At 72.5% G+C, this 23927-nt stretch carries 23 protein-coding genes; 13 read left to right on the top strand and 10 right to left on the bottom strand.

Translation table 11 applies throughout. The features are described 5' to 3' along the window. The first annotated feature begins 50 nt into the window (after positions 1 to 50). From AYO52_RS00535 to AYO52_RS00520, 4 genes are read left to right on the top strand one after another with little or no spacing between them, the layout of a single operon-like run. Positions 51 to 1079 carry a metal ABC transporter solute-binding protein, Zn/Mn family gene (locus AYO52_RS00535; RefSeq protein WP_082923674.1) on the top strand — a complete coding sequence of 343 codons (1029 nt, stop codon included), beginning with the start codon at positions 51 to 53 and terminating at the stop codon, positions 1077 to 1079. Beyond that, a complete protein-coding gene (locus AYO52_RS00530) occupies positions 1069 to 1971 on the top strand; it encodes a metal ABC transporter ATP-binding protein (protein ID WP_067711651.1) in 903 nt (300 codons plus the stop codon). The genes AYO52_RS00535 and AYO52_RS00530 overlap by 11 nt, the downstream gene beginning before the upstream one ends. Further along, entirely contained in the window at positions 1971 to 2819 is an 849-nt protein-coding gene (locus tag AYO52_RS00525; RefSeq protein ID WP_067711648.1) for a metal ABC transporter permease, read from the top strand. The genes AYO52_RS00530 and AYO52_RS00525 overlap by 1 nt, the downstream gene beginning before the upstream one ends. Then, on the top strand, positions 2816 to 3883 hold the full coding sequence (locus AYO52_RS00520; RefSeq protein ID WP_082923673.1) for an aminoglycoside phosphotransferase family protein: 1068 nt from the start codon (positions 2816 to 2818) through the stop codon (positions 3881 to 3883). Before AYO52_RS00525 ends, AYO52_RS00520 begins: the two co-directional genes overlap by 4 nt. A 278-nt stretch (positions 3884 to 4161) precedes the next feature. Here the strand turns inward: AYO52_RS00520 and rlmB are convergent, their stop codons facing one another. The 5 genes from rlmB to AYO52_RS00495 are packed head-to-tail and all read right to left on the bottom strand — an operon-like array spanning position 4162 to position 8378. Next, positions 4162 to 5130, bottom strand: coding sequence for a 23S rRNA (guanosine(2251)-2'-O)-methyltransferase RlmB (gene rlmB, locus AYO52_RS00515; RefSeq protein WP_067711644.1), 969 nt, complete (start codon positions 5128 to 5130; stop codon positions 4162 to 4164). A gap of 1 nt (position 5131) precedes the next feature. Next, positions 5132 to 6568, bottom strand: a complete 1437-nt coding sequence (gene cysS / locus AYO52_RS00510) for a cysteine--tRNA ligase (protein WP_067711641.1) — start codon at positions 6566 to 6568, stop codon at positions 5132 to 5134. A 28-nt stretch (positions 6569 to 6596) separates the two neighbouring features. Then, a complete protein-coding gene (gene ispF / locus AYO52_RS00505) occupies positions 6597 to 7079 on the bottom strand; it encodes a 2-C-methyl-D-erythritol 2,4-cyclodiphosphate synthase (protein WP_067711638.1) in 483 nt (160 codons plus the stop codon). Beyond that, a complete protein-coding gene (gene ispD, locus AYO52_RS00500; RefSeq protein ID WP_253701717.1) occupies positions 7076 to 7867 on the bottom strand; it encodes a 2-C-methyl-D-erythritol 4-phosphate cytidylyltransferase in 792 nt (263 codons plus the stop codon). Before ispD ends, ispF begins: the two co-directional genes overlap by 4 nt. Before the next feature lie 16 nt (positions 7868 to 7883). After that, positions 7884 to 8378, bottom strand: coding sequence for a CarD family transcriptional regulator (locus tag AYO52_RS00495; protein ID WP_067711635.1), 495 nt, complete (start codon positions 8376 to 8378; stop codon positions 7884 to 7886). Positions 8379 to 8575: 197 nt separating this feature from the next. On the opposite strand from AYO52_RS00495, the gene AYO52_RS00490 reads away from it, so the two are divergent. Continuing rightward, positions 8576 to 9148 carry a hypothetical protein gene (locus AYO52_RS00490; RefSeq protein WP_067711632.1) on the top strand — a complete coding sequence of 191 codons (573 nt, stop codon included), beginning with the start codon at positions 8576 to 8578 and terminating at the stop codon, positions 9146 to 9148. Positions 9149 to 9200: 52 nt separating this feature from the next. Then, positions 9201 to 10259 carry a DNA integrity scanning diadenylate cyclase DisA gene (disA, locus tag AYO52_RS00485; protein WP_067711629.1) on the top strand — a complete coding sequence of 353 codons (1059 nt, stop codon included), beginning with the start codon at positions 9201 to 9203 and terminating at the stop codon, positions 10257 to 10259. Between the two features lie 49 nt (positions 10260 to 10308). On the opposite strand, the gene AYO52_RS00480 is transcribed toward disA, so the two are convergent. Both AYO52_RS00480 and AYO52_RS00475 read right to left on the bottom strand, forming a co-directional pair. Continuing rightward, positions 10309 to 10968: a hypothetical protein gene (locus AYO52_RS00480; RefSeq protein ID WP_067711627.1), complete on the bottom strand. Its 660-nt coding sequence runs from the start codon at positions 10966 to 10968 to the stop codon at positions 10309 to 10311. Between the two features lie 99 nt (positions 10969 to 11067). After that, entirely contained in the window at positions 11068 to 11721 is a 654-nt protein-coding gene (locus AYO52_RS00475) for a carbonic anhydrase (RefSeq protein WP_067711624.1), read from the bottom strand. 38 nt (positions 11722 to 11759) lie between these two features. Here AYO52_RS00475 and AYO52_RS00470 point away from each other — a divergent pair, with 38 nt between their 5' ends. Both AYO52_RS00470 and AYO52_RS00465 read left to right on the top strand, forming a co-directional pair. Further along, the gene (locus tag AYO52_RS00470) at positions 11760 to 12629 is read left to right on the top strand and encodes an A/G-specific adenine glycosylase (RefSeq protein WP_067711621.1); all 870 of its coding nucleotides are present in this window, start codon (positions 11760 to 11762) and stop codon (positions 12627 to 12629) included. Between the two features lie 23 nt (positions 12630 to 12652). Then, positions 12653 to 12961, top strand: a complete 309-nt coding sequence (locus tag AYO52_RS00465) for an antibiotic biosynthesis monooxygenase (RefSeq protein ID WP_067711618.1) — start codon at positions 12653 to 12655, stop codon at positions 12959 to 12961. A 149-nt stretch (positions 12962 to 13110) separates the two neighbouring features. On the opposite strand, the gene AYO52_RS00460 is transcribed toward AYO52_RS00465, so the two are convergent. Next, positions 13111 to 15765 carry an ATP-dependent Clp protease ATP-binding subunit gene (locus AYO52_RS00460; RefSeq protein ID WP_067711615.1) on the bottom strand — a complete coding sequence of 885 codons (2655 nt, stop codon included), beginning with the start codon at positions 15763 to 15765 and terminating at the stop codon, positions 13111 to 13113. Between the two features lie 217 nt (positions 15766 to 15982). Between AYO52_RS00460 and hrpB the strand changes: the two genes are divergently transcribed. The 3 genes from hrpB (at position 15983) to AYO52_RS00445 (ending at position 19917) form a co-directional block, all read left to right on the top strand. Beyond that, positions 15983 to 18595, top strand: a complete 2613-nt coding sequence (hrpB, locus tag AYO52_RS00455; RefSeq protein ID WP_067711612.1) for an ATP-dependent helicase HrpB — start codon at positions 15983 to 15985, stop codon at positions 18593 to 18595. 95 nt (positions 18596 to 18690) lie between these two features. Further along, on the top strand, positions 18691 to 19242 hold the full coding sequence (locus AYO52_RS00450) for a hypothetical protein (RefSeq protein WP_067711610.1): 552 nt from the start codon (positions 18691 to 18693) through the stop codon (positions 19240 to 19242). Positions 19243 to 19353: 111 nt separating this feature from the next. Further along, a complete protein-coding gene (locus AYO52_RS00445) occupies positions 19354 to 19917 on the top strand; it encodes a hypothetical protein (RefSeq protein ID WP_067711607.1) in 564 nt (187 codons plus the stop codon). Positions 19918 to 19927: 10 nt separating this feature from the next. Here AYO52_RS00445 and AYO52_RS00440 read toward each other — a convergent pair whose 3' ends face one another. Beyond that, on the bottom strand, positions 19928 to 20566 hold the full coding sequence (locus AYO52_RS00440; RefSeq protein WP_067711603.1) for a L,D-transpeptidase: 639 nt from the start codon (positions 20564 to 20566) through the stop codon (positions 19928 to 19930). Between the two features lie 158 nt (positions 20567 to 20724). Here AYO52_RS00440 and AYO52_RS17505 point away from each other — a divergent pair, with 158 nt between their 5' ends. Both AYO52_RS17505 and AYO52_RS00430 read left to right on the top strand, forming a co-directional pair. After that, a complete protein-coding gene (locus AYO52_RS17505; protein WP_082923658.1) occupies positions 20725 to 21465 on the top strand; it encodes a L,D-transpeptidase in 741 nt (246 codons plus the stop codon). Positions 21466 to 21539: 74 nt separating this feature from the next. Then, positions 21540 to 22187 carry a DUF1801 domain-containing protein gene (locus tag AYO52_RS00430; RefSeq protein ID WP_067712096.1) on the top strand — a complete coding sequence of 216 codons (648 nt, stop codon included), beginning with the start codon at positions 21540 to 21542 and terminating at the stop codon, positions 22185 to 22187. A gap of 57 nt (positions 22188 to 22244) precedes the next feature. Here AYO52_RS00430 and lysS read toward each other — a convergent pair whose 3' ends face one another. Next, a complete protein-coding gene (gene lysS / locus AYO52_RS00425) occupies positions 22245 to 23879 on the bottom strand; it encodes a lysine--tRNA ligase (protein WP_067711599.1) in 1635 nt (544 codons plus the stop codon). Between the last annotated feature and the right edge of the window lie 48 nt (positions 23880 to 23927).

Genomic DNA, 23927 nt, shown 5'->3' with positions numbered 1-23927 from the left:
ATCTACACTTAACGACAACGGTTCCCATTACTACGAGAGTGGTCCACGTGATGTCGTCCTCCTCACCCGCCCGCACCTCACCCGCCCGCACCTCCCCCGCCCGCACGCCCCGCGCGCTGGCCCTCGCCGCGGCCGCCCTCCTGGGCGGGGGCGTGCTCACCGCCTGCGGCACCGACGGCGACGCCGGCACGGGCGACGACGGGCCCACCGTGGTCGCCTCGACGACCGTCTACGCGGACATCGCCGAGCAGGTCGCCGGCGACAACGCCTCGGTGGAGTCGGTGATCTCCGACCCGGCCGCCGACCCGCACTCCTACGAGGCCAGCCCTGCGGATGCCGCCGCGGTCGCGGGCGCCGACCTGGTCGTCTACAACGGCGCCGGCTACGACGCCTTCGTCGACATGGCGCTGGACAACGCCGGGGACGTCCCTGTCGTACGGGGGGTCGACGAGTTCGAGCGGGTCACCGGTGCGGCCGTGGACGGGCTGAACCACGCGGAGGAGGACCACGCGGACCATGCCCACGAGGCCGCCGGCAACGAGCACGTGTGGTTCAGCCTGCCCACCGCCGCCGCCGTAGCCGAGCGTGTGGCCGAGGAACTCGCCGCGATCGACTCCGGCAACGCCGAGCGATACCGCGACAACGCCCGCGCCTTCGCCGACGCCCTGACCCCCCTCGAGGCGCAGCTCGACGAGATCCACGACCGCGGCCACTTCCCCTACGCCCAGACCGAGCGGGTCGGCGCGCACCTGTTCGAGGCCGCGCATCTGACCGACCTGACGCCGCGCGGGTTCCTCGCCTCCGTCGAGGACGACACCGACCCGTCCGCCGCCGACCTCGCCGCCATGCTCGACCTGCTGGCCGAGAGACGGGTCGCGTTCCTGGCCTTCAACACCCAGACCGAGACCTCCGTGACCGCCCGCGTCCGCGACGCGGCCGAGGACGCCGACCTCGTCGTCGTCGACCTCACCGAGACCCTCCCCGAGGGCGCCGACTACATCGGCTGGATGACGGGGATCGTCGACGACCTCTCCGGCGCACTGGCCGACGCGACCCCGGTGGGCGACGGTGGCCACTGAACCCGGGTCGGGCCACGCCCGCGGCGCCCCCGGCCCCGGACCGGTCGTCGCGCTGCAGGGCGTGACGGTCTCCCGCGGCGGCCGCACCCTCATCCGCGACCTCGACCTGGCGATCGCCCCCGGCGAGTTCGTGGCCGTCCTCGGACCCAACGGCGCCGGCAAGACCACCCTGCTCAAGGTGCTGCTCGGCGAACACCGGCCCGACTCCGGCACCGTCCTCGTCGACGGTCGCGCCCCCGGCGACCGCGGCACCCACCTCGGCTACGTACCGCAACAGCGCGCCTTCGACCCCGGCATCACCCTGCGCGGACGCGACCTCGTGTCCCTCGGGATCGACGGCACCCGCTGGGGCCCCGGTTGGCCGTCACGGCGCGCCGGAAAGCGGCGCATCGTCGACGACGCCCTCACCAGGCTCGCGGCCGGAAAGCTCGCCGACAAGCCACTCGGCCGGATGTCCGGCGGCGAGCAACAACGCGTGCGGGTCGCCCAGGCCATCGCGTGCGACCCGTGCGTCATGCTCTGTGACGAACCGCTGCTCAGCCTCGACCTCACCGGTCAACGCACCGTCGCCTCCGTACTCGACCACCGACGCCGCGAGCACGACACCGCGGTCGTGTTCGTCACCCACGAGATCAACCCGGTGCTGCCGATGGTCGACCGGATCGTCTACCTGGTCGACGGCCGGCACCGCATCGGCACCCCGGACGAGGTCTTCACCACCGAGGTCATGTCCGAGCTGTACTCCTCCCCCGTCGAGGTCCTGCGCGTGCGCGGACAGATCGTCGTGGTGGGCGACACCCAGCACCTCGTCGCAGAACCCTGGTCGAGCGGGCACCACCACCACGATGACGACGCCGCAGGCGGCCACGACCACGGACACGGAGCGCACTGATGGCCCGACTGCTCGAGATCCTCGGGTCCATCGCCGACACCGAGACCACCGCGTACCTGCTGGAGCAGGACTTCGTGCTCTTCGGCCTCGCCGCGATCGCGCTGCTCGGCCTGCTCTCCGGGGCGATCGGGCCGTTCATCGTGATGCGGCAGATGTCGTTCTCCGTGCACGGCGCCAGCGAGCTCGCCCTCACCGGCGCCGCCGCCGCGCTGTTGTTCGGGCTCAACCTGGGGCTCGGTGCGATCGTGGGGTCGGTGATCGCCGCCCTCATGTTCGGCCTTATGGGCTCGCGGGCGTCCCAGCGCGACAGTTCCATCGGCGTCGTGCTGGCGTTCGGACTCGGCCTGGCCGTGCTGTTCATCCATCTCTACCCCGGCCGCTCGGGGACGAGCTTCTCCCTGCTCACCGGGCAGATCGTGGGAGTATCCGAGCACGGGCTGGTGCAGATGGCGGTGGTCGCGGCCATCATCTGCGGCGCGCTGATCGTGCTGTACCGGCCACTGGTGTTCTCGTCGGCCGACCCCGAGGTCGCCGAGGCGCGGGGCGTCCCGGTGCGGGCCATCAACATGGTCTTCGCCGTGCTCGTGGGACTGGCCGCCGCGCAGGCCGTGCAGGTCGTCGGCGCACTGTTGGTCCTGTCCCTGCTCATCACGCCCGCCGCCGCCGCAGCCGCTGTCACCTCCAGCCCGTTGCGGGCGATCGGGCTGACGATCCTGTTCGCCGAGATCGCGGCCGTCGGGGGGATGCTGCTCTCCCTCGCGCCGGGCGTGCCGGTCTCGGTGTTCGTCACCACGATCTCGTTCGTCATCTACCTCGCGTGCCGCGGTGTCGCGGCGGTGCGGCGATGACCGGGGGCGCCGGGCCGGACGGTGCTGAGCCGGACGGTGCTGGGGCGGACGGTACTGGGGCGGACGGTGCTGCCGTAACGCCCGACGATGCCACCGAACTCGAGGCCATTCGCGCCGCCTACCCCACCCTGACCTGGGACTCCGCCGAGCGGATCGAAGAGGGCTGGGACCACGTCGTGATGATCTGCCGCGGGTGCTCCGGGGCGGATGCGCACGGCCACCGCGAACTGGTGTTCCGGTTCCCCGCCGACGACCAGGCCCTCGCGCAGCTGCCGACCGAGATCGCGGTCCTCGATCACCTGGCGGGACGCGTCGACGCCGCGCTCCCCCACTACTCCCACGTACCCGCGCACGGCCGCTTCGCCGGGTACCCGCTGGTGCGCGGGCAGCGCCTCACCCCGGAGCTGTTCGACAGCCTGCCCGCCACCGAGAGGACGACACTCGCCGCCCAACTCGGCGCGATGCTGGCCGCGCTGCACATCCAGGACACCTCGGCGCCCCCGATCGACCGGGTGCCCCACTCCTACCAGCCGGAGAACCTGGACTTCGTCCGCGGGATCGTGGACAACAACCTGCCGGCGGTGTTCACCGACGCCGAGATGGCCACGGCCCGGGAGATCTGCGACGAGGTCGGGGCGCTGCAGTCCACCCTCCTACCGCGGGTGCTGCTGCACAACGACGTCTACGTCCGACACCTGTACTGGGACCGCGGGCAGGCGGCCGGGCAAGCGGCCGGCGGGCTCGGCGGGGCCGGTGGGGTCAGTGGGCCCGGCAGGCTCGGCGGACCCGGCAGGCTCGGCCTCATCGACTTCACCGACATGTGCCTGGGCGACCCGGCCGTCGACTTCGCCGAGCTGTACGAATACGGCCCGCGCTTCGTCGAGGACGTGCTGGCCCACTACACCGGGCGGGCCGACGAGACCTTCCTCGACCGGGCGTGGACCTACCAGCGGTTCGCCGCGCTCTACATGATCGCCGGCCACCTGTACTACGGGGTGGAGTCCTGGGAGCACGCCCGGTCGGCGTTCGACCGGTGCCGCTCCCCGCGCCGGCCGCGGGCCTGACACCCTCCGCGGGACGGCCCCTGCGCCCGACCTGCGCCCGCATCTACAGCCGCTCCCGCGCCTGGCGTCTCGCTCACGCGCCTGCTCGGCCAGCCCACAGCCGCTCGTCGGCATGGCGTCTCGCGCGCGCATCGGGGCAAGCCAGACGCCATGCCGGCGAGCGAACGTTCAGGCGCGTGTGCGAGACGCCAGAGGCGGTAGCGGATGCCGCGGACCAGCGCGCTGGCGGGCCGGGCGGATGCCGCGGGCCGGGCGGGCCGGGCTCCCGCCTCGGCGGGTCAGCGCTTGACGCGCCGCTGCCGCGCGAACTCCGAGAGCACCACGCCCGCCGCCACCGAGGCGTTGAGGCTCTCGACCTCGGACGCGATCGGGATGGATAGGATCGAGTCACAGTTCTCGCGGACGAGGCGGGACAGGCCCTTGCCCTCGGAACCCACGACGATGACCGTGGGACCGGTGCCGTCGTAGTCGTCCAACGAGACGTCGCCCCCGGCGTCCAGGCCGACGAGCTGCGCGCCCTCCTTGGCCCAGTCGAGCAGCGTCCGGTTGAGGTTGGTCGCCTTGGCCACGGGCAGGCGGGCCGCGGCGCCGGCCGAGGTGCGCCACGCCACCGCGGTGATGGACGCGCTGCGCCGCTCGGGGATCAGCACGCCGTGCCCACCGAAGGCCGCGACCGACCGGATGACGGCGCCGAGGTTGCGCGTGTCGGTGATGTTGTCGAGCGCCACCAGCAGGGCCGGCTTCGAGGAGTGCATGGCGCTCTGGATGAGGTCGTCCGGGTCGGCGTACTCGTAGGGAGGCACCTGGAGACCGATCCCCTGGTGCATGCCGTTGGAGGTCATCCGGTCGAGATCGTGGCGGGGCACCTCGAGGATCGAGATCCCCTTGTCGGCGGCGAACCGCACGGCCTCGGTGAGCCGCTCGTCGTTGTCGGCCCCCACGGCCACGAACAACGCCGTCGCCGGGACTCCGGCGCGCAGGCACTCCACGACCGGGTTGCGGCCCACCACGAGTTCGGGCCCGTCGGCCTTCTTCTGGGCGTACTGGCGGCGCTGCTGGGCACCGTCCGACTTGCGCGACGCGGCCTTGGCCTTGCGGTGCGCCGGGTGGTAGGTCCGGTCCTCGGCCTTGGGGGTGGCGCCGCGCGCCTCGAGCCCGCGACGGCGCTGGCCGCCGGAGCCGACGACCTGTCCCTTCTTGGTGCCGGATTTGCGGATCGCTCCGCGCCGGCTCGAATTGCCCGCCATGTCAGTCCTTCCGGTTGGCGAGCGACCACTTCTGGCCGTCCGCGGTGTCGGCCACCTCGATACCCGCCGCGACCAGTCGGTCACGGATGGCGTCGGCGGTGGCGAAGTCCTTGTTCGCCCGCGCGTCGGCGCGGGCCTCGAGTTCTGCGCGCACGAGGAGATCGAGTGCTGTCAACGCCGCGTCCTCCCCACCCCCGGCGGAGGTCCACTGCGGGTCCAGCGGGTCGACGCCCAGCACCGCGGCCATCGCCCGGACGGACGACGCCGCCGCGAGCGCCGCGTCGAGATCCCCCGACGACAACGCGGTGTTGCCGGCGCGGACCCGGCCGTGGATCTCCGCCAGCGCGGCGGGGACCCCGAGATCGTCGTCCATCGCGGCGGCGAACCCGTCGGTCCACTCGCCGACCGGGACGTCGCCCCCCGGTGCCGTTCCCGACCCGATGGCCTCGTTCACCCGGTGCACGAGCGCCTCGATCCGGCGGTAGGCCGCGGCCGCCTCCTGCAGTGCCTCGGGAGAGTATTCCAGCATCGACCGGTAATGCGCACTTCCGAGGTAGTAGCGCAGTTCCACGGGGCGGACGGCGGTGAGGATGTTGGGCACGCTGAGCACGTTGCCCAGTGACTTGCTCATCTTCTCGCCGGCCATCGTCACCCAGCCGTTGTGCAGCCAGAAGCGGGCGAACCCGTCGCCGGCGGCATGGGACTGGGCCGCCTCGTTCTCGTGGTGCGGGAACTGCAGGTCGAGGCCGCCGCCGTGGATGTCGAAGGTGTGGCCGAGATACCAGGTGGCCATGGCCGAGCACTCGAGGTGCCACCCGGGCCGACCGTCGCCCCACGGGGTGGGCCAGGCGGGCTCGCCGGGCTTGGCGGCCTTCCAGAGGGCGAAGTCCCGCGTGTCGCGCTTACCGCGCAGGTCGGCGGACTCGCCCTGGTCGACCTCGTCGAGTCGGTGTCCGGACAGGTGCCCGTAGTCGCCCTCGGGCGCGGCCGACCAGGCGGCGACGTCGAAGTAGACGCTGCCCTCGGCCGGATACGCGAAACCCCGCTCGATGAGCCTCTCCATGTAGTCGATCATCTGGGTCACGTGCCCGGTCGCGCGTGGCTCGGTGGACGGCGGCAGCACGCCGAGCGCGTCGTAGGCGCGGGTGAACTCGCGCTCGTGGGTGGCCGCCCATTCCCACCACGGGCGCCCGTTCTCGGCGGCCTTGGTGAGGATCTTGTCGTCGATGTCGGTGACGTTGCGCACGAACGCCACGTCGTAGCCGTTGGCGAGCAGCCAGCGGCGCAGGATGTCGAACGCGACGCCGGAGCGGACGTGGCCGATGTGCGGGACCGACTGGGGGGTGGCTCCACAGAGGTAGACGGACGCGTGCCCTTCCCGGACGGGGGTGAACTCCCTCAGGGAGCGGGCGGCGGTGTCGTACAGATGGAGCGTCACGGGTGCCGAGTCTACCGGTGTCGGGCCGTCAGGCCCGGTACACCAGTGCCGTGGCCACGGCGGAGACCCCCTCACCGCGGCCGGTGAAGCCCATGCCGTCGGTGGTGGTGGCGGAGACGGAGACCGGGGCGCCGATGATCTCGGACAATCGCTGCTCGGCCTCGGCACGGCGCGGCCCCATCTTGGGCCGGTTGCCCACCATCTGCACGGCGGCGTTGCCGATCACCCACCCGTGCTCGTCCAGCTCGGCCACCGCTTCCCGCAGCAGGCGCTCGCCCGAGACGTCGTCGTACTCGGGTCGTCCGGTGCCCACCAGCGCGCCGAGGTCGCCGAGGCCCGCCGCCGAGAGCAGGGCGTCGACCAGGGAGTGGGCGACCACGTCCCCGTCGGAGTGCCCCTCGCACCCGTTGTCCTCGGGGAAGTGCAGACACGCCATCATGCAGCGCTTTCCGGGATCCACGCGGTGGGCGTCGGTGCCGATCCCCACGCGGGGGATGACGGGTCCGGTCACGGGTCCTCCTGGATTCGGCCCGCGGGGACGGGGGGCGCCGAGCCGGGACGGGATCCGGCGAGTTCCGTCAGCGCGCGGGCATGGTCGGTGGCGGTGGTGATCTTGAACGCGAGCGCGTCTCCCTCGACGGTCGCAACCCGCTGCCCGATCCGTTCGACCAGGCCGGCGTCGTCGGTGGCGATGTCCCCGGCCGCGTCGTAGGCGGCGAGCAGGACGTCGGGAGCGAATCCCTGGGGTGTCTGGACGGCGCGCAGCTCGGAACGGTCGGGGGTGCCCACGACGTAGCCGTCGACGTCGACCTGTTTGACGGTGTCGACGACCGGGAGCACCGGAACCACGGCGACCTCGCCGGAGCGCACGGCCTCGACGACGCGCCGCGTCGGTGCGGCGGGGGTGAGGCACCGCGCCGCGTCGTGCACCAGCAGGACGTCGTACACCGCCGCGCCGGCATCACCGTGGGTGGCGGTCAGCGCCGCGAGCCCGTTGCGCACGGAGTCGGTGCGCTCCGCGCCGCCGGTGGCGACGACGACGAGGTGGTCATCGTCCCGGAGCCGAGCGAGCATCGACTCGGCTTCCCGGACGCGGTCCGACGGGACCACCACCACCACATCGTCGACGGCCCCCGAGTCCAGCAGGCCGGCGACGGCCCGCTCCAGCATCGTCCGGCCGTGGAGTTCGACGAAGGCCTTGGGCAGTCCCGCGCCGAGCCGGAGCCCGGAACCGGCCGCGGGAACGACGGCGGCCACCCTGCCCGTGGGGGCGGGGTGGCCGTCCGGACCGTGTCCGATCACTCCGACGGTCGCGTCACGCCGGTGCGGCGGAGCCGAGGACCTCACCGAGGAGGGCGTCAGCGCGTTCCTCGTCCGAGCGCTCGGCGAGCGCGAGCTCGCCGACGAGCACCTGGCGCGCCTTGGCGAGCATGCGCTTCTCGCCCGCGGACAGGCCACGATCGAGATCGCGGCGCCAGAGGTCGCGCACGACCTCGGCGACCTTGTTGACGTCACCGGAGGCGAGTTTCTCGCCGTTGGCCTTGTAACGACGCGACCAGTTGGTGGGCTCCTCCGCGTGCTCGGTGCGCAGGACCTCGAAGACCTTGTCCAGGCCCGCCTGGTCCACCACGTCGCGAACGCCCACGTACTCGGCGTTCTCGGCCGGTACCTTCACCGTGAGGTCGCCCTGTGAAACCTTGAGGACGAGGTATTCCTTCTCGGTGCCCTTGACCGTCCGCATCTCGATCGCCTGGATGGTGGCGGCGCCGTGATGCGGGTAGACGACGGTGTCGCCGACCTTGAACTCCATGAGTGGCTTTCCCCTTTCGACCGCCCTATCTTAGCACGCCCTCAGTGCAGGCGTTTTCCGTTTGCGCAGGTCAGCAACGTGTACAGGCTGACGAGGGAATCCCACGGGTGTGAGGGGGCCACTCTGACGCCGGTCTGGACGGGCCGTGGACTACGATGAGACCGGCCTGAGAGACGACCATCCCCGAGGAGCCTGACGTGACTTCACCGAACACCGGCCTGCGCCGCACCGCGCTCGTAGTCCTGGCCGTGGGCGCCGCCCTCGGGGCGTCGGCCTGCAGCGCCGGCCAGGTCTCCCAGACCGCCAACCAGGTCGCCGCGGTCGACGGTGGACGGGGTTCCGCGGGCGACCTGCACGTCAACGACCTGCAGGTGGTCGTCCCCGAGAACGGTGGCGAGGCCCGCGTCGGATTCGTCGCCTCGTTCACCGGCTACGGCCTCGGCGAGGCCGTCTCCCTCGATCAGGTCGAGATCGACGGCACCCCGGTCCAGCTCGGCGAGACCCGGCCGCTGCAGCGTGGCTGCACGATCGTCGTCGACGCGACCGAGGGCGCAGAGCCCGCCCCCGCACCGGAGGGCGTCTGTGTCGAGCAGACCACCGCGACCCTCCCCTCGGCCGACGACCTCGACGTCGGGGTCTCCGTGCCCGCCACCGTGAGCTTCTCCAACGGCGACCGGATCGAGACCGAGGCCGCCGTCGTGGGCGAGCTCGTCGAGGCCGGCGAGTACACCCGTCCGACGGAGTACGCCGGCGAGTCCGAGGAGCACTGACACGTCCGCCCTCTCCGCCCGCTCGGCCGACGGTTCACCGGTCGACCCCGACATGCGGGCCGTCCTGCGGCGACTCGCCCCGGGCACCCCGCTGCGTGACGCACTCGACCGGATCCGCCGTAGCGGCACCGGGGGGCTCGTGGTGCTCGGTGACGATCCCGCCGTCCGGGCCATCTGTGACGGCGGCGTCGACCTCGACGTCGAGTTCGCGCCCGCCCGACTGCGGGAACTGAGCAAGATGGACGGCGCCGTCGTGCTGTCCACCGATGGCTCCCGGATCACCCGCGCCAACGTCCACCTGGTCCCCGACCCGTCGCTGCCGGCCGTCGAGACGGGCACCCGTCATCGCGCCGCCGAGCGCACGGCGCTGCACACCGGCGTCCCCACGGTGGCCGTGTCGGCATCGATGACCACGGTGACCGTCTACGCCGGCGGACTGGCCCGGGTGCTGGCCGACCCGGTGGTCCTGCTGGCCCGGGCCGACCAGACGGTCGCCACGATGGAGCGGCACGGCGCCCGCACCGCCCGTGCCCGCGCCCGGCTCGACCGGGCGGAGATGGGCGACTACGCCTCGGTGCGCGACGTCGTGACCATGGCCCAGCGCCTGCTCAGGCTCGAACGCCTGGGCGCCGAACTCGCCGAGCTCACGGTGGAGATGGGCGAATACGGGCGCCAGACCACCCTGCAGCTCGAGGAGCTGCTCTCCGACACCCCCGATGAACTGTGGGGCCTGGTCGCGGATCACCTCCGCGTGGAGGCCGTCGACGGCGATGCACGCCCGATACCGACACCGGAGCAGGTCACCGCCGGGCTCGAGCGACTGGCCGCGTTGACCGACGCCGACCTGCTCCTGCCCGCGCCCGTCGCCCGCTGCCTGGGGCTACCGGCCGAGCCCGAGGACCTGGACGAGCACGTCACCGCCCGCGGACACCGCATGCTCGCGCACATCCCTCGTCTGCGGCCGGTGCAGATCACGGCGCTGGTCGAACGTTTCGGATCGGTGCCCGCACTGCTGGCGGCCGAGCAGTCGGACTTCGCCGACGTCGAGGGCGTCGGCGCGCTGTGGGCCCGCCACGTCCGGCAGCGCCTCACCGGCCTGGGCACCGGCTGACGACCACCGCGGCGCCCCATCGCTCGGCGCGGGCCCGGTCAGGACCCGGTCAGGACTCGGGGGCCTCGACCACGTTGAAGGTGGAGGCCGGGCTGAAGACGTTCCCGACCAGTGCGTACACCTGGTAGGCGCCGACCTCGACTGGCGTCCGGTCCGACTCGGAACACGCGCCCTCGGCGGACCGCCGGCCGGTCCAGTCGATCTGACGCGGCTCCGGCTCGTCGGGGCGCAGCTCGACCTGGTCCTCCTCGCGCGGCGTGGTGCAGTCGATGCTCGACCACACCTTGGAGTTGTCGTCGAGCCGGTAGACCTCGAACGACAGCGGCGCCTCCGACAGGTCCCGGTCGCACGTGGTGTCCGAGACGTTGACGATGTTGACGAAGAAGCGCACGTCGGAGCCCACGGGCACGTTGGGCTCGGCCGGCCACACGTCCAGACGGAGATCCTCGTCGGCGCACCGGCCCCGCGAGGCGCCTCCGTCGTCGTCCCGCTCGGTGGTCGCGGAGGTCGACGTCTCCGAGGTCTCGACGGCCCCGGTCGTGCCGTTCTCCCCGCCCGCGGCGGTCTCCTGGGTGTCGGTCCCGCTGTCGCGGGAGGCGAGGAACAGCGCGAGCACCACCACGACCACGGCGATGACGGCGACGACGACCGCGGCGACGCGGCGACGCACATAGACTTCGCGCGGTAGGGGGCCCTGGGGTTCCTGCACGGGTCCAACTCTAGAGCCGCGCGGGTGCCCCACCTGCCCGTCGGCGCGGCGTGTCCCTCAGACCGGGTGGCCGCCGGGCCGCCGGGCCGCCGGAGGGCGTCAGATGGCGACCATCTCCTCGCCGGGACCGCGCGCGACGTCCTCCACGTCGCCGAGGACGCTGCGGAGGTAGGCGCGACCGTCGGAGAGCTTGTAGGTCACCCCGACGATCGCGAGCTCGCCGCTGTCGATCCGGTCGCTGATGATCTTGGAACGCTGCTGCAGCAGCTCGCCGGTCTCGAGCACGTGGCGTGCCTCGAAGTCGTCGATGCTGCTGAGCCCCTCGCGACGCCCGTTGAGGATCGACGGGGACACCTTCTCCACCACGTCCCGGAGGAAACCGGGCGGGATCTCCCCGGTCGCCAGCGCGTCCACCGTCGCCTTGACGGCGCCGCAGCTGTCATGGCCGAGCACCACGATCAGCGGCGTGTCCAGCACGTGGACGGCGTACTCGATCGACCCGAGCACCGCGGTGTCGATGATGTGGCCGGCCGTGCGGATGACGAAGAGGTCACCGAGCCCCTGATCGAAGATGATCTCGGCCGCCACCCGGGAGTCCGAACACCCGAACAGGACCGCCTTCGGGTGCTGCGCGGCGACGAGCTGCTCGCGACGCTGGGTATTCTGGCTGGGATGACGCATCTCGCAATCGACGAAGCGGTGGTTGCCGTCACGGAGCGAGGCCCATGCGCTGATCGGGTTGGTATGAGGCATGGCTCATATTGTGCCCCGCCGACCCAGGAAGACTCGCGTTGACCTCTCTCGACACCTCCGCACTCCTCTCCTGGTTCGCCCGCGCCGGCCGCCCACTGCCGTGGCGCGGTGGGCAGGTCGGCGCATGGGAGATCCTGCTCTGCGAGGTCATGAGCCAGCAGACGCCCGTCGCCCGGGTCGAGCCCGTCTGGCGGGCCTGGCTCGACCGCTGGCCCGGCCCCGCGGAACTCGCCGCCGCCGCCCCGGCCGACGTGATCCGCATGTGGGGCAAGCTCGGCTACCCCCGCCGCGCGCTACGGCTCCGCGAGTGCGCCCTCGCCGTCGTCGACCTCCACGACGGTCGGGTCCCCCACGACGTCGACCAACTGCTCGCGCTGCCGGGCGTCGGCGACTACACCGCGCGCGCGGTCGCCTGCTTCGCGTACGGGCGGCGCGTCCCCGTGGTCGACACCAACGTCCGGCGGGTCGTCGCGCGCGCCGTGCACGGCGCCGCGGAGGCCGGGCCCCCGTCGACGCGACGCGACCTGGCCGCCGTCGAGGCGCTGCTGCCGGACGACCGCGAGCGAGCCGTGGCGTTCTCCGTGGCCGTCATGGAGCTCGGTGCGCTCGTGTGCACGGCCCGGACCCCGCGCTGCGACGACTGCCCCCTCGCCCCCACCTGCGCGTGGCTGGCCGCGGGCCGACCCGAGTGGGACGGCCCGCGGCGCAAGGTGCAGACGTTCGCCGGCACCGACCGGCAGGTGCGGGGGCTGCTGCTGGACGTCCTGCGCGACGGCGACGGTACCGCCGCCCGCAGTGCCCTGGACGCGGTGTGGCCCGACGCGCCCCAGCGCGACCGGGCACTGGACTCGCTGCTCGGCGACGGGCTCGTCGTCCGCGTCGGCGAGCACTACTCACTTCCCGCGTAGGCCCGCCTCGGTAGGCTCGGCCCATGGCCGTCGTGAAGATCAATGCCCTGAACGTCCCGCCGCAGGCCGGCGCCGAGCTCGAGCGCCGCTTCTCCGAGCGGGCGCACACCGTCGAGAACTCGCCCGGGTTCCTCGGTTTCCAGCTGCTGCGCCCCACCGGCGGCGAGACCCGCTACTTCGTGGTGACGACCTGGGAGGACGAGGAGTCCTTCGCCGCGTGGCGTGACGGTGACGCCCGGGCCGCCCACGCCGGCGAGCACGGCAAGCCCGTCGCCGAGGGCGCGAACCTGCTGGAGTTCGACGTCGTGATGGACGTCAAGCCCTCCGCCTGACACCCTCCACCTGACACCCTCCGCCCGACACCGCCGCCCCGTTCCCGAGCGGGGGAGAACGAGAACGACCCCCGCCTCAGGGCGGGGGTCGTTCTCTGCGTCACCCGCTCGGGCTCTGCGTCAGCCGCTCGGGGCGGATCGGCGTCCGGTCAGGTGGTGGCGGGAGCCGCCCCGCCGCCCGAGCCCGAGGGCCCGCCGGTGGAGCCGCCACCGAAGCCACCGGACGTCGGCGGCAGCGAGTCACCCGGGCCGGCCTCTCCGGTGGGCGCGACACTGGCCGTGATCTCCTCGCCCTCACGGTCCGTGGGGGCGTCGGGACGCGGGGCGCCCGAGAAGGTGAACTTCGCGTCCTCGGTCTTGTCGGACTCACCGTCCCAGCCCTCGACGTCGACCGTGACCAGCTCGCCGGCCGCGACCTCGCCGAAGAGGATCTTCTCCGAGAGCGTGTCCTCGATCTCGCGCTGGATGGTGCGACGCAGCGGCCGCGCACCCAGGACCGGGTCGAAGCCCCGCTTGGCCAGCAGCTGCTTGGCCCGGTCGGTGACCTCGATGGTCATGTCCTTGGCCTTGAGCGCCACGCCCACACGGCTGACCATGAGGTCGACCATCTGGACGATCTGCTCCTGCGTGAGCTGGTGGAACACGACGATCTCGTCGATACGGTTGAGGAACTCCGGGCGGAAGTGCTTCTTCAGCTCGTCGTTGACCTTCTGCTTCATCCGCTCGTAGGCGTCCTCGGTGTTGTCGGAGGACTGGAAGCCCATCCCGACGGCCTTGGAGATGTCCCTGGTCCCGAGGTTCGAGGTGAAGATCAGCACGGTGTTCTTGAAGTCCACCATGCGTCCCTGACCGTCGGTGAGACGGCCGTCCTCCAGCACCTGGAGAAGGGTGTTGTAGATCTCGGAGTGGGCCTTCTCGATCTCGTCGAACAGGACCACCGAGAACGGCTTGCGCCGCACCTTCTCCGTGAGCTGGCCACCCTCCTCGTAACCGACGTACCCGGGGGGCGCGCCGAAGAGCCGCGAGGCGGTGAAGCGGTCGTGGTACTCACCCATGTCGATCTGGATGAGCGCGTCGTCCTCGCCGAACAGGAAGTTCGCCAGGGCCTTGGACAGCTCCGTCTTACCGACACCGGACGGGCCGGCGAAGATGAACGAGCCCGAGGGGCGCTTGGGGTCCTTGAGCCCCGCACGCGTGCGGCGGATCGCCCGCGAGACCGCCTTGATGGCGTCCTCCTGGCCGATGATCCGCTTGTGCAGCTCGTCCTCCATGCGGAGCAGACGGGTGGTCTCCTCCTCGGTGAGCTTGAAGACGGGGATACCGGTCCAGTTGCCCAGGATCTCGGCGATCTGCTCCTCGTCGACCACGGCGGCCACGTCCATGTCGCCCGCGCGCCACTGCTTCTCGCGCTCGGCACGCTCGGCGATGAGCTTCTTCTCCGTGTCCCGCAGTCCGGCGGCCTTCTCGAAGTCCTGCGCGTCGATCGCGGACTCCTTCTCACGGCGCGCGTCGGCGATCTTCTCGTCGAACTCGCGCAGGTCCGGCGGCGCGGTCATCCGCTTGATGCGCATGCGAGCACCGGCCTCGTCGATGAGGTCGATGGCCTTGTCCGGCAGGAAGCGGTCGTTGATGTAGCGATCCGCCAGCTGGGCCGCCGCGGCCAGGGCCGAATCCGTGATGGTGACCCGGTGGTGGGCCTCGTAGCGGTCCCGGAGTCCCTTGAGGATCTCGATGGACAGCTCGACGCTCGGCTCGGGCACCTGCACCGGCTGGAAACGACGCTCGAGCGCCGCGTCCTTCTCGATGTGCTTGCGGTACTCCTCGAGCGTGGTGGCACCGATGGTCTGCAGCTCACCGCGGGCCAGCTTGGGCTTGAGGATCGACGCCGCGTCGATCGCGCCCTCGGCGGCACCGGCCCCGACGAGGGTGTGGATCTCGTCGATGAACAGGATGATGTCGCCGCGCTGGTTGATCTCCTTGAGGACCTTCTTCAGGCGTTCCTCGAAGTCACCGCGGTACCGGGACCCGGCCACGAGCGAGCCGAGGTCCAGCGAGTACAGCTGCTTGTCCTTGAGGGTCTCGGGGACCTCGTTGTTGACGATGGCCTGCGCCAGGCCCTCGACGACGGCGGTCTTGCCCACGCCGGGCTCACCGATGAGCACCGGGTTGTTCTTGGTGCGCCGGGAGAGCACCTGCATGATGCGCTCCACCTCCTTGGCGCGACCGACGACCGGGTCGAGCTTGCCCTCCATGGCGGCCTGGGTGAGGTTGCGACCGAACTGGTCCAGGACCGTCGACGACGACGGGGTCCCGGCCTCGCGGCCACCGGAGCCGGCGGGCGTGCCCGAGGCCTCGGCCTCCTTGCCCTGGTACCCGGACAGCAGCTGGATGACCTGCTGGCGCACCCGTGTGAGGTCCGCGCCGAGCTTGACCAGCACCTGGGCGGCGACGCCCTCGCCCTCACGGATGAGGCCGAGCAGGATGTGCTCTGTGCCGATGTAGTTGTGGCCGAGCTGCAGCGCCTCGCGCAGGCTCAGCTCCAGGACCTTCTTGGCCCGCGGCGTGAACGGGATGTGCCCGCTGGGCGCCTGCTGGCCCTGGCCGATGATCTCCTCGACCTGACTCCGCACCGCTTCCAGCGAGATCCCGAGGGACTCGAGGGCCTTGGCGGCCACTCCCTCGCCCTCATGGATGAGACCCAGCAGGATGTGCTCGGTGCCGATGTAATTGTGGTTGAGCATCCTGGCCTCTTCCTGGGCCAGGACGACGACGCGACGCGCGCGGTCGGTAAACCGTTCGAACATCGTGCTACCTCACATTCCTCGGTTTTTCACCACTGTAGTGGCCGGTTCTGACGCTCTGCACCGCAGGAGCAGCACGAGGCCCGTCACCAGTGTTCAACGCGGCAGGTCGGGGATCGATTGCATGATCGTGTACGCCGTCAGCGAACGCCCCGCATCGGGCCGGATCCCCGGCCACTAGGGTCGTCGCCATGAGCTACGCGATCGGCGGCCGGGCGCCGTGAGCGCGTTCGATCTCGACCGCATCGGCCGCGGGCTGCCGTTCGCCCGGGCCCTGCCCGCCCTGCGGGACGCCCTCGCCACGTCGGGCACCGCGGTGGTCCAGGCACCGCCCGGCACCGGCAAGACGACGCTCGTCCCGCCCGCGGTCGCCGACGCGGTGTCGGGGCGGGTCGTCGTCACCCAGCCCCGACGGGTCGCCGCCCGCTCGGCCGCCCGGCGGCTGGCCGCGCTCACGGGGACCGGGACCGGTGACGTGGCGGGCTACACGGTCCGTGGGGACTCGCGTGTCGGCAGGGACACCCTCGTCGAGTTCGTGACGCCGGGGGTGCTGGTGCGCCGGCTGCTCGCCGATCCCGACCTGCCCGGTGTCGGGGCCGTGGTGCTCGACGAGGTCCACGAACGCGACGTCGAGTCCGACCTGGCCTTCGCACTGCTGTGTGAGGTGCGGCAGCTGCGCGACGATCTGCCGGTGGTGGCGATGTCCGCGACGGTGGAGGCAGGGCGCTTCGCCCGACTGCTCGGCGGCGGGACCGCGGCCGGGGACACCGCGGCGCCGGTCGTCGACGTCCCCGCGGAACCGCACCCCCTGGAGATCCGGTACGCCCCGCCGCCGACCGCCCGCCTGGACGCCCGCGGGGTCACCGACGCCTTCCTGGACCACGTGGCCGCGGTGACCGCGCGCGAGGTCGCCGCGAGTGGCGTCGACGCGCTGGTGTTCCTGCCGGGTGTGCGCGAGATCGAGCGGGTCGTGCGCGCGCTGTCGGCGAGGTCGGGCGACGCGGTCGAGGTCCTGCCCCTGCACGGCGGGCTGGACGCCGCGGCCCAGGACCGGGCGGTCTCGGGTTCCGGGAGACGGACCGGGGCGGGCGACACGGCGCTGCCGCGGATCGTGGTGTCGACGGACCTGGCGGAGTCCTCGCTGACGGTGCCCGGGGTACGGCTGGTGGTGGACGCGTGCCTCAGCCGTGAACCGCGCCGGGACACGGCGCGGGACATGACCGGGCTGGTGACGGTCTCGGCGTCGCGGGACTCGTGCGTCCAGCGCTCGGGACGGGCCGCCCGTCTCGGCCCCGGTGTGGCGGTGCGCTGCCTGACGGAGCAGGAGTACTCACACCTGCCCGACCACCGCACCCCGGCAATCGCGACGTCCGACCTGACGACGTTCGCGCTCGATGTGGCCTGTTGGGGTGCGCCCCGCGGCGAGGGGCTGGCGCTGCCCGATCCGCCGCCGTCCGGGGAGATCGCCCGCGCCGAGGGGGTGCTGCACGGCCTGGGCGGGGTCGACGACGACGGCCGCGTGACCGACCGCGGGCGCGACCTGGCACGGGTGCCGGCCGATCCGCGTCACGCCCGGGCGCTGCTCGACGGCGCGGGGCTCGTCGGGGCGACGACGGCCGCCGAGGTGGTCGCGATGCTGGCCTCGGGTCGGCGCTCGCCCGGCGGCGACCTGGTCGCGGACCTGCGGGCGCTGCGATCGGGACGGGCGCCGGACGCCTCGTCGTGGGAGCGGGAGGTCCGCCGCCTCGAGCGGATCGTGCGGGGCGACCGCGGTGCCGGCCGGGCCGACGGTCGGGCCGACGGCCGGGGCGGGAATGGCGGGCGCGGCCAGCCGGGAGGAGGGATCCCGCTGGCGGACGCCGTCGGGACGGTCGTGGCGCTCGCCCACCCGGACCGCATCGCGCGCCGACGCGGCGACCAGTACACCTTCGCCTCCGGGACCGGCGCGGTGGTGCCGCCGGGTTCCGCACTGGCGGGCCACGAATGGCTCGCGGTCGCCGAGGTCGGTCGCGCCTCCGGGCGTGCGGCGGGAGAGGCCGGCGCGGTGATCCGCGCGGGCGCCGCCGTGGACCGGCCGACCGCGGAACGTGCGGCGTCACACCTCCTCGACGACGACGAGACGGCCGTCTTCGACAGTGGTTCGGTGGCGGGGCGACGCATCCGGCGGCTCGGCGCGATCGAGCTCTCCTCCACACCGGTCCGGCCCTCCCCCGCGGCCGCCGGACGGGCGGTGGCGGCGGTGGTCCGGGCCGGCGGACTCGCCGCGCTGGGTCCCGACGACGACGCGGTCCGGCTGTGGCGCCGTCTCGGGCTCGCACACCGGGAGCTCGGCCCGCCGTGGCCGGACGTGTCCGCCGACGGGCTGGCGGAGCGGCTGGACGACTGGCTCGGTCCGGAGATCGACGCCCTCGCCCACGGCTCCCGGCTGGCGGGACGGGACCTCGGACCGGCGCTGCGCCGACTGCTGCCCTGGCCCGAGGCCGGTCGGTTCGACGAGCTGGTGCCCGACCGCCTGCAGGTGCCCTCCTCGTCGTCGTACCGCGTCGACTACCCGGAGGTCGGGTCCGATGACCCGCCGGTGCTGGCGGTGAAGTTGCAGGAGTGCTTCGGCTGGACCACCTCCCCCCGCGTCTGCGACGGCCGGGTGCCCGTGACCGTCCACCTGCTCTCGCCCGCCGGCCGGCCGCTCGCGGTGACACGGGACCTGGCGTTCTTCTGGCGCGAGGCCTATCCCGGGGTGCGCGCGGAGATGCGGGGGCGGTACCCCAGGCACCCGTGGCCGGAGGATCCCATGTCCGCCGAGCCGACCCGCCGGACGAACCGGCGGCGGTGACCGACGGCGGTGACCGGCGGTGGATCCCCGGGCGATCCGGGACTAGGATGTGACGTACACCACAAGTGCACGTCCGTGCCGGAAGGGTGATCGATATGACCGCGTACACGCCTCGCGCGCCCCACCGCGAGGACCGCTCCGAGACGTCCCCCTCCCACGACGGGCTCATCCCGCACGTGCGGAACCGGATCGGCGCCCTCATCGCGGTGGCGGGCCTCGGAGCGGCGCTGCTCAGCCTCTACCTCCCCTGGCTCTCCGCCGACGGGGGCGGACAGATCACGGCGATCGGCATCACCGAGATCATCGACGTCCGTGGCGTCGCCCCGGTCCTCTTCCTCGGGCTGGTCCTGATGTCCTTCCTGGTGGTGGTGACCACGGTGACCCGACTCGGCGCCTTCGCCTACGCGAGCGCGATCGTGGCGCTGGCCGTGCTGGCCGCCCACCTCGCATTCGTGTGGACGCTCGGTACCTCCACCGGCAGCGCGGACCCGATCCTGGCGGGGCTGCCGTCCGACGCATCCGTGACGTTCGGCCCCTACGTGGCCGCGCTGGGGTTCGTCCTCGTGGCTGCCGGGTCCGTATGGGCGGCCCGCGCCGCCGACTACCTCTTCCCGGACGTCGAGGCGGGGCGACACCTCCGGGACTGAGCGACGCCGGCCGACGCGGGCCCGCCGCATCGGGTGGATGCACTGACGGTTCGGGCATATCATCAGGTCAGGACCACACTGGCGGCCCTGCGTCGCCGAAAGGCGATCCTCATGGCCGCGTACACACCTCCCCCACCCCACCGGATCCCCCTCCCGACGAGGACCCCCACCCGGACCAAGGTCATATCCCGCGGCCGAAGCCGGCTCTGCGCGCTGGTGGAGGTCGGAGGCCTGGCCGTGGCCCTGCTCAGCCTCTACCTGCCCTGGTTGAGCACCGGGCGGGGAGAGCAGATCACCGCGCTGGGGATCACCGACCTCATCGACGTCCGCAGCGTGGCACCCGTGCTCTACCTGGGCCTGGTGGGAATGCTCCTGTTGGTGGCGGCGACCGCCGCGACCCGACTGGGCGCGTTCGCACTGGCGGCCGCGGTGGTGGCGTCGGGCGCCCTGGTCGGACACCTCGCGTTCGTGTGGATCCTCATCGCCTCCACGGGGGAGGCGGAACCCATGCTGTCCGGCCTGCCGTCGGACGCGTCGGTCACCTTCGGGCCCTACGTGGCGGCCCTGGGCTTCGTCACGGTGGCGGCGGTGTCGGCGTGGGCCGCCCTCACCGCCGAGTACGTCCACCCGGACCCCGGTTCGGGCCACCGACCGATGGACGCGCAGGTGATCTAGTACGGGCGATCTAGAACACCACCACCGTGTCGCCGACCTCCAGTCGATCGAAGAAGGTGGCGGCCGCGGGCTGGTCCAGGCGGATGCACCCGTGCGACTCCACCGTGGGATCGCCCTCGTGGAACGCGATCCCTCCGACGAAGTACACCGCGTAGGGCATGGGCGCGTTGTCGAACAACCGGCTCACCTCGTGCCGCACTTTTCGCGTGACCTGATAGGTCCCCCTGGGGGTCTCCCAACCTGCCATGCCGTGGGACATCCGCACCGGCCCGTAGCTCAGACGCTCCCCGGACTGCAGCCACGTCCGGTTCCCGTCCAGGTCCACACACGCCGCGGCGGTGCGCGGGCACGGGCTCTGCGGGGTCGGGTCCGGGGGCGGAGGCGGAGGCGGGGCGGGCTGCGGTGAGCGGGCCTGGGACGGGGCGAGACCGGGTGGCGGGGTGATCCCGGCGGCGGCGAGCGAGCCGCCCACCGAGGTCCGCACCTGCTCCTCCGCCTGCGCCGAGCCCGCCTGCGCCTGGTCCACCACCTGCTGCACCTCTGCCGGGAGGGCGACCGGCAACTGCGCGGACGCCACCGGGGCCGCCCCTCCGACGGCGATCAGCGCGGCGGCCACCACCGCTCCCGCGCGCGATAAGAGTGTGTCCATACCCGGATTATCGCCCACCCGGATCGCCTGGACGGGCGACTCGCAATCACGTTCCGGTCTCGTCCCCACGGACGGGCCCGCGGCGGGAGGGTGCCGAGCGGGGTCCGAGAGTTCGCGGGCCGGCTGACCCGCGGGCGGGGAATGGATAGGGTCGCGGCATGGCCTCTCGGAGTAGTACCACCGGCCGGGTCCGCCTGTTGGCCCTCGGCGCCGCCGCGCTGCTCGGCGCCTCCGCCGCCGCCGGGACCGCGTCCGGGGTGTCGCCCTCGGCCACCCCGCCCGCCGACGCCGCCGGTGTCACGGAGACGGACACCCGGATCGTGACCGATGCGCCCCCGCAGCCGGCGGCCGTCGACGAGCAGATGGTCCGCTCGGTCGCCCACCGGGTCCTGGAGGAACAGGGGCAGCCGGCCCACCTGACCGACGTGGACCTCGTCGCCCGCGACGTGCTGGCCGGCGGCCCCGTCGAGGCCAAAGAGGTGGACGAACTGACGCGTCAGACCCTGCTGGGGAACGGTCCCGGCGCCCCGGACGCCGTCGGCGAACCCGCGCCATCCCGGTGCCCACCGACCGCCCAGGCGTGCGTCGACGTCGACGGCAAGCGGGCCTGGATGGTCGACGACGGGGAGATCACCTACGGTCCCGTCCCCGTGACCACCGGCATGCCCGGCTACGAGACCGCGCGGGGCGCGCACCGGATCCTGCGGCACGTGCGCCACGACCACAGCCGGGTCTTCGACTCCCCGATGCCGTACTCGACCTACTTCACCGTGGACGGCATGGCATTCCACCAGGGTCGGCTGGACGAACCGTCCCACGGGTGCGTCCACCTGGGCCAGCAGGCGGCCGCACACTTCTTCGAGCAGCTGAGGGTCGGGGACGAGATCGTCACGTTCTGACACCCCCGCGGGACGGTCGATCGTTACGCACCTGAGCCTGGCCGGACTGTGCGTGCCGGTCTAGCGTCGTGGACATGACAGGTCCCCCGCTGCCGCTGCCACGGCTCTCGGCCCCGGCGACGCGCGCCCTGGCCACCGCGGGAATCACCGACCTGCGGCAACTCGACGGCACCCCGGAGAAGGACGTCCTCGCGCTCCACGGGGTCGGACCGTCCCAGCTCGGCGTCCTGCGCGAGGCCCTGACCGCCGCCGGCCTCGCGTTCTCCGCCCCCGTGTCCCGGCCCGCGGCCACCGGACGCAACGACAACACCGCGTTCCTGCCCACCGGTGCCGGACCGAAGGAATGGGTCGAGGGCCTTCCCACCGCTCGGCGCGTGGACGACGGCCTGCGGCTGCTCGCGATGTTCGACGAGGTCACCGGGGAGCCGGCCGCGATGTGGGCCGGTTCGATCGTCGGATACGGGCACAGCCACTACGTCTACGACAGCGGCCGCGAGGGCGACACGTTCGTCGTGGGGTTCAGCCCGAGGTCGTCGGCGATCTCCCTCTACGGGCTCCTGGGCGGGCCCGGCGAGGCGGAGCTGCTCGACCGTCTCGGCCCCCACAAGACCGGAAAGGGCTGCCTCTATGTGACCAGGCTCGACCGGATCGACGCCCGCGCGCTGCGTGACCTGGTCGCCAGCGCGTGGGACCGGCGGGAGGCCGGCGCGGGGGCGTCTTGACCGGCGACCCGAGCGCCGGCCGGGCCGCGGCCCCACCCGGCCGGCCGGCCGCCGCCGTCAGTCGCGCGGCAGCGGCTTGACCATCGGGAACAGGATGGTCTCGCGGATGCCCAGGCCGGTCAGCGCCATGAGCAGCCGGTCGATCCCCATCCCGAGCCCGGTGGTCGGCGGCATGCCCTGCTCCATCGCGGCGAGGAACTCCTCGTCAAGCACCATCGCCTCGTCGTCACCCGCCGCCGCGAGCCGTGCCTGGTCCTCGAAGCGCTGACGCTGGATGACGGGATCGACGAGCTCCGAGTAGCCGGTCGCCAGCTCGAATCCGCGGACGTACAGGTCCCATTTCTCCGTGACCCCGCGGTCGGTGCGGTGATCGCGGGTCAACGGCGAGGTCTCCACGGGGAAGTCCCGCACGAAGACCGGTCCGTCGAGCTGATCGCCGCACAGGTGCTCCCAGAGCTCCTCGACGAGCTTGCCGTGCAGCCACCCCTGGCCACTGGGGACCTCCAGCCCGACCCTGCCCGCCAGTTCGGTGAGCTCGTCGACCGTCGAGTCGACCGTGACGGGGTCCTCGTCGTCGTCCCCCACCACCCCGGGGTGCTTGGCGCGCAGCGCCTCGTTGAGGGACGGGTACATCCGCATCTCGCGCCACTGACCGCCGAGGTCGTACTCGGTGCCGTCGGCGAGCGTGACCGTCGTGGAGCCGAACACCGCGTGCGCGACCTCCTGGATGACCTCGCGGATCATCGTGGCTGACGTGTCGTAGTCCCCGTAGGCCTGATAGGTCTCGAGCATCGCGAACTCGGGACTGTGCGAGGAGTCCACGCCCTCGTTGCGGAAGTTGCGGTTGATCTCGAAGACCCGCTCGATCCCGCCCACCACGCAGCGCTTGAGGAACAGCTCGGGGGCGATGCGCAGGTAGAGGTCCAGGTCGAGCGCGTTGGAATGGGTGATGAACGGCCGGGCCGCCGCGCCGCCGTGCAGGGTCTGCAGCATCGGCGTCTCCACCTCGAGGAAGCCGCGCTTCTCCAGCGCGTCACGCAGGGCGCGGACCACCTTGATGCGGGTGACGGCGTTGCGGCGGGCGGCGTCCCGCATGATGAGGTCGGTGTAGCGCTGGCGGACCCGGGTGTCCTCGCTCAGTTCCTTGTGCGCCACCGGCAGCGGGCGCAGCGACTTGGCCGCCAGCACCCAGGAATCGGCCATGACGGACAGCTCACCGCGCTTGGACCGGACCACCCGGCCGGTCACCGAGACATGGTCACCGAGGTCGACGTCCTGCTTCCACGCGTCGAGCCGCTCCTGGCCGACGGCTGCCAGCGAGAGCATCACCTGCAGCTGCGGGGTGAGCGGTCCCACCTCCCCCTCCGCCACCGGGGCGGACAGGTCCGCCGACGGGTCGAGACCGTCCTGCAGGCGCACGAAGCACAGCTTGCCGGTGTTGCGGATGAACAGGACCCGGCCCGCCACCGAGACCCGGGCGTCGGTCTCCTCACCCGGCTCCAGCGCGGCGAAGCGGGGGTCCGAGGTGATCTCGGCGAGCCCGTGGGTACGGGGGACCTCCACCGGGTAGGCCTGCGCCCCGGAGTCGAGGATGCGCTGCCGCTTGTCGCGGCGGATGCGCAGCTGCTCAGGGGTGTCGTCGGCGGGCTCACCGGTGGCGGCCCCGGGCGCGGCGGGAGTCGAATCGGTCACGACTGTCGAGGATAGTCGTGACCGGCCCGGGGACCGAACCCGTGGGCT

This window comes from Dietzia sp. 111N12-1, assembly GCF_001658045.1.
In the GTDB taxonomy this organism is placed as follows: Bacteria; Actinomycetota; Actinomycetes; order Mycobacteriales; family Mycobacteriaceae; genus Dietzia; species Dietzia kunjamensis.
The sequence above is the reverse complement of the archived record's forward strand: the minus strand, read 5'-3'. Positions and strand labels throughout refer to the sequence as shown.